Source organism: Methylophilus sp. DMC18, from assembly GCF_056314005.1.
Map to the genome: position 1 here is coordinate 569,649 of NZ_JBQUZE010000001.1, position 12,316 is coordinate 581,964.

The 12,316-nt window shown below is 49.9% G+C and carries 4 protein-coding genes; all 4 read left to right on the top strand.

Going from position 1 to position 12,316, the window contains the following annotated elements; all coding sequences use genetic code 11:
* Positions 1-36 precede the first annotated feature (36 nt).
* Genes ACT53G_RS02585 through ACT53G_RS02600 form a run of 4 tightly spaced genes read left to right on the top strand, consistent with a single transcriptional unit; the run spans position 37 to position 12,314 of the window.
* Positions 37-7,179 (top strand): O-linked N-acetylglucosamine transferase family protein, encoded by a 7,143-nt coding sequence (locus ACT53G_RS02585; protein WP_476168621.1) that lies wholly within the window; start codon positions 37-39, stop codon positions 7,177-7,179.
* Positions 7,176-10,628: a tetratricopeptide repeat protein gene (locus tag ACT53G_RS02590; protein ID WP_476168622.1), complete on the top strand. Its 3,453-nt coding sequence runs from the start codon at positions 7,176-7,178 to the stop codon at positions 10,626-10,628. The genes ACT53G_RS02585 and ACT53G_RS02590 overlap by 4 nt, the downstream gene beginning before the upstream one ends.
* A gap of 1 nt (position 10,629) precedes the next feature.
* Entirely contained in the window at positions 10,630-11,559 is a 930-nt protein-coding gene (locus ACT53G_RS02595) for a GNAT family N-acetyltransferase (RefSeq protein WP_476168623.1), read from the top strand.
* Entirely contained in the window at positions 11,556-12,314 is a 759-nt protein-coding gene (locus ACT53G_RS02600; RefSeq protein WP_275354908.1) for a class I SAM-dependent methyltransferase, read from the top strand. The genes ACT53G_RS02595 and ACT53G_RS02600 overlap by 4 nt, the downstream gene beginning before the upstream one ends.
* The last annotated feature ends 2 nt before the right edge of the window (positions 12,315-12,316 follow it).

Genomic DNA, 12,316 nt, shown 5'->3' on the forward strand with positions numbered 1-12,316 from the left:
TTCAATAATAAGAGAAAATTTTTGGAACTCTCTGTTATGAACAAGCTTGCTGTCACCCCGTTTGCCCAGGATAGCCAAACACATGGCAGCGCACCTGGCCGCCAGCAACTGTTGCAGCAGCTGGCACAGCTTTGGCAGCAAGGGGCCACTGAAGCCTGCTTTAGCATTGCCCGGCAGTTAACAAGTGAGTTTCCAAAAGAGGGGATTGCCTGGAAAATTTTGGGCGGTTTACTGCAACAGCGCGGTGACCTGCAAGGCGCCGGCGAGGCCCTTGCGCAAGCCGTCAAGCTGCTTAAAAAAGATGCAGAGGTATTCTTGAATGCCGCGAACGTAGCCGCGCAACTGGGGGATGTGACCCTGGCCACCAAGCATTATCGTCAGGCGATCCGTTTGAATCCATCCATGACCCGCGCTTATGCCAATCTGGCCAGCTTGCTCAAAGAAGCCGGGCAGCAGAAAGAAGCCGAGAAACTGTTGCGTACCGCTTTGCAGCTTAACAAGCACGATGCACTGGTATTGTTTGACCTGGCAGCGTTGCTGCATGAATCCGGCAAGTCACTTGAGGCTGTGCAATATTATCGTCAGGCGCTAGAGATTGAGCCTGACAATGCCGTGCTGGCCTACAACATGGCACAAGTCTTGTTTGTCCTGGGTAACCTGGATGAGGCGCTGGTACATTTTCAGCGCGCCATTGATCTGAACCAGACCTATTTTGATGCACTGCACCAGTACGGGCATTGTCTGCGGCAAAAAAACCGTTTTAAGGAAGCCGAACAAGTGTGGTTGCAAGCCAGGGTGCTCAATCCTGAGAGCTGGCAGTTGCTCAATGACCTGGCTCAACTGTATAAACAGTTACAACAACCGTTGGAATATGAAGCTTGCGCCAAGGCCATCATGCAGGTCAAAGCGCCAGAGATCGAAGAACTCAATAACTTTACCTCTACCCTGATTAACCAGCAGTTGCTCACTGAAGCAGAACGTTATTGCAAGCAAGCGATGAGCCTGGGGATCGAAGATCCGTTTACCTATTGCAATATGGCTTTGCTGCTGTATTACAAACAAGAGTATGCACAATCTCTGGAGTATTATGAAAAAGCGTTGCAGCTCAAGCCGGACTGCGCCGCTTTTTGGAGTAACTACAGTGTTTCGCTGCGTTTGGTTGGTGAGGTGGAGCGTGCCCGGCAAGCCCTGGAAAAGGCGATTGCGCTGGATCCTGAGTATCTGGACTCTTATATCAATCTGGGCAGTGCCTATCTGGAGCAGGGCGATGTCAAGCTGGCGGTGGAGACTTATGTCAAGCTCATCGCACGCGCACCCCATTTGGATAAAGCTTACCGTAACCTGTTATATACCAACAGTTTTGCCAATGAGCTGAGCCCGAAAGAGCATTTAAAGTATGCACGTGCCTGTGGTGAGCAGTTTATGGCCAAGGCTGCACCTTTCAAAAACTGGTTGGTCAACGCGCAAGATCAGCGTTTGCGCATTGGTCTGGTCTCTGCAGATTTGCGCAGTCATCCGGTAGGCTATTTTCTTGAGCATTGGTTAAAACATATCGATGCCGGTAAAACAGAAATCTATGCTTACTCAGCCGATGGGCGTGAGGACAATTACAGCCAGGTCTTGAAAAAACACTGCACGCAATGGCGTTCATTAGCAGGCATGAATGATGCCCGTGCTGCCAGCCTGATCCGTGAAGATGGTATTCATATTTTGCTTGACCTCTCTGGCTATACGGCAGACAGCCGCGTGTCATTATTTGCCTGGCGTCCGGCACCCGTGCAGGCCTCCTGGCTGGGCTACTGGGACACCACAGGACTGCCCACCATGGATGCGGTGATTGCTGACCCGGTCAGCGTGCCTGCGGGTAGTGAAGGGCAATTTACCGAAAGCGTTGTCAAACTGCCGCATACCCGGTTGTGTTTCTCAGCACCTGACTCCAATGAGCAGGTGAATGCGTTACCTGCCTTGCAAAATGGCTATGTGACCTTTGGCTGCTTTCAAAAATACAGCAAGGTCAGCGACGAGGTATTGGCGGTTTGGGCACAAGTGTTTCTTGCGCTGCCAGAGGCCAAACTTTACTGGCAGTGCAAGGCCTTTCAAGATGATCAGATACAAGCTGAAGCCCTGGCCAGATTGCAACAAGCGGGTATCCAGCCTGAACAATGTGTCTTGATGCGTCCCACAGCGCGAGATGCCTATTTCAAAAACTATCATGCCGTGGACATGATTCTGGACAGTTTCCCCTTTAACGGCGGGACAACGACCTGCGAAGCCTTGTGGATGGGCGTACCTACGCTAACCATGCCGGGCGAGACCATGATCTCCCGCCAAGGCGCCAGCATGATGACCAGCGCTGGCTTGCCAGAGTGGGTTGCCGAAGATAAGAAAGCTTTTGTACAAAAAGCAATCCAATTCGCTGCGGATTTACCTGCTCTTGCCAATCTGCGGGCAGGCTTACGTGCGCAAGTGATGCGCTCTCCATTGATGGATGGCGAGCGTTTTGCACGCGATATGGAACAGTTGCTGTGGAATGTCTGGAGCGAGCGGGTGACGGGTGTTGCCGACGCGCTGGTGACTAAAACACGCATTCAGGATGCTTATGCCGGTGAGGATCCGGTCTGGATCATTAGCGCCACCCGGGCCAGTGAAGAGGCCTTCTGGGCTTCTTCTGCACTCGGCGTATCGCTCAAGCGTCATATGCAGCAAGATGCCAGAATCGTTCCCTATGTGTATTACGAAAATACACGCGGCTTGTCCGAAGTTTTTAATGAGGCCGTTGCCATCGCGCCTGACAATGCGCTGGTCATTTTTGCCCATGACGATATCTGGCTGGACCAGAACCCTTTTGTGCAAACTGTGATGGATGGCCTGGCGGCCTATGATGTGATTGGCGTCGCCGGCACTGCGCGCATGTTGCCGAAGCAACCGGCATGGTTATTTACCGATCTTGCCTTTACCTGGGAGCAGTCTGCGTTCTTGCGTGGCAAGGTTGCGCACAGCGAACACCCGTTTGGGCACAACACTTATTTTGGTGCTGAACAAGGCGATTGCGTCTTGATGGATGGTGTCTTCATGGCTGCCTACAAACGCACGCTGACGCAAGCCAATGTGCGCCATGACCCGCAATTTGATTTTGAATTTTATGACCTGGATTTTTGCCGTACAGCGACTCAGGCAGGGCTCAAGCTCGGTATTTGGCCGATCAGCCTGACGCACCAGAGCATGGGCAATTTTGGCAAGCAGCGCTGGCGTGACAAATATCAGATGTATCTGCGTAAATGGGGCGAGGGTGAGGCTGCAGTTGGCACGCCAATGACGGCTGAACTTGGCGCGGCGCTTGAAGAAGTGTTTACACTGGCTCTGCAGCATCAGCAAGCGGGTGATCTGCAAACTGCGACACAGTTATATCAAGAGATTCTGGCGGTTGCCCCGCAATCCGCCCCTGCCTGGTTTAATCTGGGACTCATCGCCTGGGCGCAGGGGCATCAGCAAGAGGCCGTGGCCTGTTTTGCGCAAGCCCATGCTGCACAGCCGGCTGAATGGGAGTATCTGCAACATTATTTGGTGGCCATGCATGCCACGGCGAGTGCGGATATTTTGGCTGCCACCTTTGAGCAAGCCATGGCATTGCCGCAGCATGCGGAGGCGGTGCACCAGCTTGCCGAAGCGTTAAAGATGCCTGGGTTCACTCGCCAATCCGTGCAACATGCACAAGCTTCGTCGCAAGACGCAGCCATGCAACCGGATGCCTCCCAGCAACAAGCCTTGCTTACAGCGTTTGAGCAGCAACAATATGGACAAATGGAACAGGCCCTGCACACCTATTTGGGGCAATATCCGCAGTGGCTGGCGGGCTGGAAAATGCTGGCGGATGTCTTGATGCTGCAAAAAAAGGATGCCAGCGCTGCGGCCAAACAGGCCCTGACATTGAATGCGCAAGATCCACAAGAACATTGCTATTACGGCATCGTCCTCAAGGCCAAGGGAGATCTGCCTGGAGCGGCAACTGCCTTTCAACAAGCGATTGCGCTCAAGTCGGACTACGCTGCGGCTTACAATAATCTGGGGACAGTCCTCAAGGATCTGGGTCAGGTAGAAACGGCCATCGAGCACTTTAAATGCGCATTGGCCTTGCAACCCAACTATGCCGATTGCTTCAGCAACTTGCTGTTTTGCATGACCCACGCAGAACACATAGACAATGCCGCACTCATGCAAGCACATCAAGCCTATGCCGACTTGTATGAAGCGCCGCTCAAAGCAGCCTGGCTGCCACATCAGAATACACGTGACGTGCACAGGCCACTTAATATCGGCTGGGTCTCTGCAGATTTCAGGGCCCATTCGGTCGCGCACTTTATGCTGCCTTTACTTAATGAGCTGGCCAAAGAAACCTCTCTGCGCTTGGTTGCCTATGCCAATCAACCGCTGGTGGATAATGTCACCACCCAGATGCAGGGCTATTTTTCAACATGGTACGAAGTCTCATCCTGGTCAGACCAGGCACTGGCCGAGCAAATCCGGGATGACGGCATTGACATCCTGATTGATTTATCCGGCCATACCTCAGGCAACCGCTTGCTGACATTTGCGCGCAAGCCTGCACCTGTTCAGGTGAGCTGGCTAGGCTACCTCAACACCACCGGCTTGAGCAGCATGGATTATTACCTGGCAGACCCTTATCTGTTGCCAGCTGGCCAGTTTGATGACCAGTTTACTGAAAAGCTGGTGCAGCTGCCGGTGAATGCTACCTTTATCCCATATGAGCAAGCGCCAGAGGTGAATGCCTTGCCTGCACTGAACAACGGCTATGTCACGTTTGCTTGCTTTAACCGGGTCCTCAAAATCACCCAGGCTACCGTGCAACAATGGGCCGCGTTGATGCAAGCCTTGCCTGACAGCCGCCTGGTGATTGGTGGGGTGGGAGAGGGCGAAAGCACGCAGCATTTGCAAACCTGGTTTGCCGAAGCTGGCATTGCCGCTAACCGCATCCGCTATTACGCACGCACTGACATGGCAAGCTATTTAGGCTATTACCACGAGGTCGATATTTGCCTGGATACCTTCCCCTCCAACGGCGTCACTACCACTGCACATGCGCTGTGGATGGGCGTGCCCACGTTATGTGTTGCCGGTGACCGCTTAGCAAGCCGTGGCGCCATGGCATTGATGCAGCATCTGGGGTTGATGCAGTTTATTGCCTCAGACCATGACAGCCTGATCAAGCAGACCCTGGACCTGTGTGCTGACTTTACAAAGTTGGCAGCGTGTCGCGCCCACATGCGTGAACACTTTTCTAACAGTTTGCTCGCCAAACCTGGCTTGCAAGCAGAGGCGTTACGCCAGATGTTATTCCAGATGTGGCAACGCTGGTGTGCGCAACAGGCCCCAGCTTCAATTCAAAGCAGATGGGTGGATGCCGACCTATCTCACCCCACTCTACATATGGAGCCAGAGATGCTTGTGGAAGAAATTGATACTGTAGAAGCCGTAAATACACTTTCTCCTGTCACGCCTAGTAGTGATTTAATGGCTGCCGCCCAGAAATTACAGGCAGAAGGAGAGATTACGCAGGCGGCTGAACTTTATCTTGCCTTGCTTAAGGCAGAACCCCAACATGCGGAAGCCAATTTCCAGTTGGGATGGATTGAAACACATACCCGCGGTGTCACATTCGCTTTGCCAAGACTGGAGCAAGCAGTCATGCAGCAGCCAGAAGTAGAGCAATATTGGGTCACCTATATTGATGCATTGATGATGCAAGACAACATTCGAGCAGCGCTCTTGGCTATTCAGCAAGGGCAGCAACATGGGTTAACCGCTGCGTCAGCAGCCATGCTGATGAATGATTGCATGCAAGCGGCGAGCCAACAGTTTGCTGAGAAAAATACGCCTGATTCAGCCCTGGTTTCTGTCGAGCAATTACAACAACAGCTATTTGCTGAAAGCAAGATGCAGACGACTGTTAGCAATGACGTGCCAGTGTCCGTTGTCCCTCAGCAGCCTCTGTTAGCGCAACCTGTTCAGTGGTTTAACAAGACAAAACCACTTGCGGATCAGACAGTTTTCCCTGAAAGCTGGTTAAAGGCTTATCCTCAGGCATTGATGATTGAGTACACTTCCCGTTGTAATTTGCGCTGCAAGTATTGCTCCAAGAGTAATCCCGGCGACGACCAAATTCCTGGGCGTAATATGGATATGACGACCACAACCGTGGATGCGGTCATTCATTTAATCGAGCAATCTTCTTATAGCGAGTTGTTGCTGGCAGGAACCGGGGAGTCCACTTTTCATCCGCATTGGCGTGAAGACTTTCCACGCATGATACAAGCTGGCAAGTCTCGTAATCCGTCATGTTATATCCATGTCAACAGCAACTTTGCGGCCAAATATGAGGATGAGGATTGGGCGGTCTTTGCCCAGCTAGATGGCATCGTGATTTCAATTGACACCGCTGATCGGCAATTGACACGTGAGGTACGCGCCAAGTCCGACCTCGGTTTGATTATTTACAATATTACCCGTTTGCAGACCTACTGCCAGTTTCACGGCCTCAAATTGCCCAAACTGACGGTGAACGTTACTTTATATCATGAGGCGGCTGCCGGCCTGCCTGAATTGATGGCGATGCTGTCTAATTTGCCGATCACGTCGGTGACGATTTCAGATTTGTTTGAGCGTGAAGCCACTGACAAACATGCGATTCGTCCTTTGCATAATGATGATCCGGTGTCATTCAAGCAAGCTGTTGAGCATTTAAAGCATGCCATGGAAATTGCAGATAAGCAGCAGGGCTTTCGCGTCACCATACAGCCACATTTGATGGAGAGAATCGAAGCGATGGCAAAAAGTATCAATGCTGCTGCCACTGATACAGGCGCTGCGCAGGCCGATCCGCAACTTACCACCAAGCTTTGTTTGCAGCCATGGACACGCTTTACACTGGCTGCAGATGCCGCGATCTTCCCTTGCTGCATGACTGAAATGGATCCGGTGGGCAATATTGATAGTGGCAAAGAAGAGGAGGGGTTGAACGGTGAAGGGATACGTGCCTTCCGTCATGCATTGCTGCGAGGTGATATGCCAAGCTCCTGCAAGCATTGCACGAATGCACCGGATGTCAGCCCACAAACCCTGCAGACAGCAATCCATGAACTTTCAAGAAAGGCCAATGCATGAGCCAGGACACTATCAATCAGATGAATGCCACGCCGGAGCAACTGATGGCTGAGGCCAATGCGCTGGCAGATCAACCGGAACAAGTGCTAAGACACTATCAGGCTATGTTGCAGCAATATCCTCGCTATGCGCCTGCTTATCACCAGTTTGGATTGGTTTTGCGCTCACAAGGGGATGCTGGTGCAATCGGCAAACTTGAACAGGCTGTTCAGCTGGATGCCGGGAATGAGCAATATTGGGTCAGCTACATTGAGGCCTTGATGTTTTGCGCGCAATTGCAAAAAGCTGCTGCGGCAATTCAATTAGGGTTGCAGTATGGTTTAGGACTGTCAAAAGCACACGTACTGGCCCAGACATGTGTAGACATGATGGAAGCGACCGGATCTTCAGTCATGACCACTGCAAGTGAAGTGCCTGCTTCATTTGTCAAATCAGGCAACGTTGCTAAGGTTAAAATTTACCAGGCTTATTATTCCGAACAAAGTCGCCTCGAGTTGGATAAAGGATTTATTCCGTTTGATAACCTGGCCAATCCCCGACCAGATTGGCGTGAGTATTGGTTTATGCGTCAATACTTTTTAAATGAGGCGCTAGATGAAGAGACCTTCTATGGCTTCTTCTCGCCAAAGTTTTCTGAAAAAACCGGGTTAAGTTCTGCAGAGGTTTACCGTTTTATCGAGGCCAATGCTGATCAGTCAGACGTGATTCTTTTTTCACCTTTTTTTGACCAGACCGCGTTTTTCCTGAATCAATTCCATCAAGGTATCCTGGCCCATCAAGGCATTGCACCTTGCTTTGAATTGGTGATCAATAAAATTGCGCCTCAAGCCGAGATGGACACACTCATCATGCACAGCGAAAACTCTGTGTATTCTAATTTCTTTGTGGCAAAACCTAGCTTCTGGCGAACATGGCTGGCAGCTTGTGAAGATTTGTTTCATGAAGCTGAAGAGGGTAAAACGCTGCTCGCAAAATGTTTGAATGCCGATACTACCCATGAACATAAACTTTTGCCGTGTAAGTCATTTGTGTTTGAACGTATTGTTTCCTTGATGTTGGTGACACAACCGCAATGGCGGGTCAAAGCTTATGATTCAAGTTTAATGCCACTGGTCAATTCGACATTGGCTGAATTTGTGACCATGGATGAATTCAAGGCATTGGATGAAATGAAAAAACAGGCCTGTAAGCAGCACTGTGACGTGGATAGTTTGGGCTACACTGCTTTGAAAGATAAGATCGTTGATCGGATTAAGCGCCATCGGTTAAATCAGCTCGAGCAAGCGATTGAGGAAGTGTATGCGCAGGCCGAGCAATTACAAGCCGCAGGTGAGCTTCAAAAGGCGATGGCTTTGTATGAGGATATTCTCAAGAATCAGCCACAACATGCCGGGGCCAATCACAATCTGGGCTTTATTGAAACGCATACGCGGGGTGTTGAAGCCGCCTTACCCAAGTTTGAAGCAGCAGTCATGGCCAGGCCTGAGGTTGAACAATATTGGGTGAGCCTGATTGATGCTTATATCTTAGCGCAAGACTTTCCTGCAGCTTATGAGGCGATCAAGCAAGGCCAGAAACATGCATTGACTGCACAAATGGCTCAGCTATTAAATCAGGAGTGTCTAGAGAAAACCGATAGTGCCTGGCGCTTGCAAAAAGAAACAGAGACCGCATCGCTTGTAGAGTCAAACTTGATAACGCATGCAGCAATAGAGGCTTTGTTGACGCAAGCACAAGCTTTACAGGCAGAAGGTAATTATCAGTCTGCCAAGGCGCAGTTACAACAGGTGTTACAAGCTGATCCCAAACATGCCAGGGCTAATCATGACTATGGACGATTGCTCGCAGAAACAGAGGCATTAGATGCCGCGTTACCATATTTGGAAGCAGCGATTGCGAATGCCCCTCAAATTGAGCAGTACTGGGTCACCATTATTGATGCCTATACCCAGTTACATGCCTTTAAAACCGTGTTTATGGCAATCAGCGAGGCTAAGAAGTATGCCTTGTCTGAGGCAATGCATGACATGCTATATGAGGAAGTTGTCAATTACGCGATTGGTCTCATTGGCAATCCTCAAGTTCAACAAAGTCCGGTCATGGAGGGGTTGATAGACGCTACCGGCCTGCTGCAGGAGATTGTGACAGCCAATGTAGCCGATATTCAAAGAGGCCAGTCTAGCGGAGCGTTGATTTCTGGCAATATGGATTTAAGCGCTTGTGAGGCCTTTATGCAACGCTTTCCAGCTTTGATGGAGACCGATAAACTGATTAATTTTGTGCGTGCAGTGGTCTTGAAGCTGATGTGGCTGCCAGAATTTACTGGTCATAAAATATTTGCACCATATTTTGATCAGTTACTTGCCAACATAGACTTGGGTATTCCAGCCGTTGTACCACGCAATGCCAAACTGGCAAACATTGTTGTTGCAACAGAAGTCTATGACTTTGGCGGACATACCAAGGATATTATTACCATGCTGCATCAGCTTGAGAATCCCATGCTGGTGATCACCGATGTTTATGCAAGATTTGCAACACAATCGTTTTACAAGAATATTCAAAGCGCGCTGCCACAGTGCCCTGTTTTAGTCCTGCCACAAGAAAGTTTGCTGGCCAAAGGCCAACGTTTGGCCAGCCTGATTAATACCTATGCCCGCAATGTGTTTTTGTTGACGCATCAGGATGATGTCGCTGCGGTCGTGGCTTGTCAGCCTAATTTTGAGACGGATTACTACTTTATTCACCATGCGGATCACAATTTGTCAGTAGGAAGCGGCGTCCCCCATTTGAAACATGTCGATTTGTATGGGCAGCGAGCCATCAACTGTCATGAAGATTTGGATCGCGAAACATTGTTTTTACCAACGACGGCTGTTGACCAAGGGATTAAAACTTTTGACTATACCTCTGGCAAGTTGAATACAGTCACGGCTGGCACCTTTGCCAAGTTTAAAACCGAGGGTGCGATTGCTTTTCAGGAGTTGGTCTGCCAGGCATTGTATCTAGGCGAAGGTCAGCATTATCATTTTGGTGAGATTCAGGCCCCTGTGCTGCAACAAGTGCGGGACTACCTAACGCAAAAAGGCTTGGATGTAGCTCGTTTTGTGTATATGGGCAACGTGCCCTCCTTATGGCAAGCCTTGCTCGAGATTGATGCACATGTGTTTATTGGCTCTGCCCCTATTATGGGCGCTAAGTCGGATATTGAGGCGCAGGGAGCCGGCTATCCTTTACTGGCGTTTAAAGCCCTAGATTGCCCGCGTCATCTTAACGTTGGCAGCCATGCCCCTGAGACGATTTACTGGCATGACATGGAGACGTTTATCGCCGGTTTAAAAGCACTGAATGCTGATCATTCGAAGTATGCAAAAGCGGCACGTACCTACTATGAACAGGCTTGTTCCATGAACGCTTATCAAGAGGTATTGGGGAAAATGAGTCACTAGTATGGATATTCGGACTTATCAGCAACAGCATGTGGCATGGGACCAGTTTTTGGCACAGAGCCGGAATGGGGCCTTCTTTTTCAAAAGAGGCTACATGGATTATCACGCTGACCGTTTTCAGGATGCTTCTTTGTGGATAGAGAAGGAAGGGCAAGTACTTGCCATGTTGCCGGCGAGCCGCGACGGTGACACCATCGTCAGCCATGGCGGTTTGAGTTTTGGCGGTTTGGTCATGAGTGCACGTCTGGGGGCGGCAGATGTAAAAGCCCTGTTTGAGCAGTTACGTGATTACTGGGCGGCCATGGGGATTAAAAAGCTTATTTATAAGCCTATTCCACATATTTATCACAGCATGCCCAGTGAAGAGGATTTGTATGCCTTGTTTAGATTAGGTGCCAGGACCATGCGAGTGGATGTATCAACCACCATTATGCAGGAGTCACGTTTGCGCTTATCAAAAGGTCGTAAGCATGCATTGTCCAAAGCGGCTAAAGCAGGGGTCACGATTAGAAAAAGTGATGACTATGCCAGTTGTTGGCAGATACTCACTGATAATTTGCAAGCGCGACATGGCACCAGTCCCACGCACAGCCTGCAAGAGATCTCGCTGCTAGCCAGCCGCTGTCCTGAAATCAGCTTGTATATGGCCTATCTAGATGAGCAGCCGATTGCCGGAGTTGTCATGTTTGATTTTGGCCGGGTTGCGCACACGCAATACATTGCGCCTAGTCCGGTGGCAAGAGAAGTGGGGGCGGTAGATTTACTACTGGAAACGCTCATCAGCGAAGTCTACGCAGATAAGCTCTATTTTAATTTTGGCATTTCTACCTGCCACAATGGCTTAAGTTTTAATGAAGGCTTATGTGCGCAAAAGGAAATGTTTGGTGGCCGCACGACAACCTTGCAATGGCTGGAAATGGATTGTATATGATGCATGATGACCAACGTAAACAAGCGATCTCGGCTTATGAGCAAGCGTACAGCGCCAGCGATTTTGAAGTGATTCAGGCGCGCTATCGTAAAAAACTCTTGCTAGAGTTGTTTGAAAAATATCAACCCAAACATGTGCTGGAGGTAGGCTGCGGTTGGGATACGATTGCGAATCACTGGCAAGGCTTTGAAAGCCTGACCGTCGTTGAGCCTGGCCCGCAGTTTGCAGAAAAAGCCAGAAAAGATACTGCCCAATTAGCAGGTGCACAAGTGATCGAGGCGTTTCTTGAAAGTAGCCATCTCGGTAAACCTGACCCGGCATATGATTTGATCCTGCTGAGCAGCCTGTTGCATGAGGTGCCAGATGCGAAGGCATTATTGGCTAGTGCCAAAGCATTGGCAGGTCAAAATACAGTGATTCATATCAATGTGCCGAATGCGTTGTCTATGCACCGCCTGCTAGCTGTGGAGATGGGGTTGATGGATAGCGTCTATGCCCAGTCTGCACTGCAAAAATCATTTAATCAGCCACGTATTTTTGATTTAAAACAATTAAAAGTATTGGCGAAAGAACTAGGATTACAAGTGCTTGAGGCAGGTTCTTTTTTGGTGAAGCCATTTACCCATCACCAAATGATGACGCTGATGCAACAAGGCTTGCTGACGCAGGAAATGCTGGATGGCTTGTGGCAATTGGCCCGGCATTTTCCTGAAAACGGCTCTGAAATTTATGTCAATCTCAAACTTGAGGACTGAAA

Excerpts from the sequence above, each read along its gene's own strand:
- ACT53G_RS02595 (WP_476168623.1), top strand. The coding sequence starts at position 10,630 with ATGGATATTCGGACTTATCAGCAACAGCATGTGGCATGGGACCAGTTT.
- ACT53G_RS02600 (WP_275354908.1), top strand. The coding sequence starts at position 11,556 with ATGATGCATGATGACCAACGTAAACAAGCGATCTCGGCTTATGAGCAA.
- ACT53G_RS02590 (WP_476168622.1), top strand. The coding sequence starts at position 7,176 with ATGAGCCAGGACACTATCAATCAGATGAATGCCACGCCGGAGCAACTG.
- ACT53G_RS02585 (WP_476168621.1), top strand. The coding sequence starts at position 37 with ATGAACAAGCTTGCTGTCACCCCGTTTGCCCAGGATAGCCAAACACAT.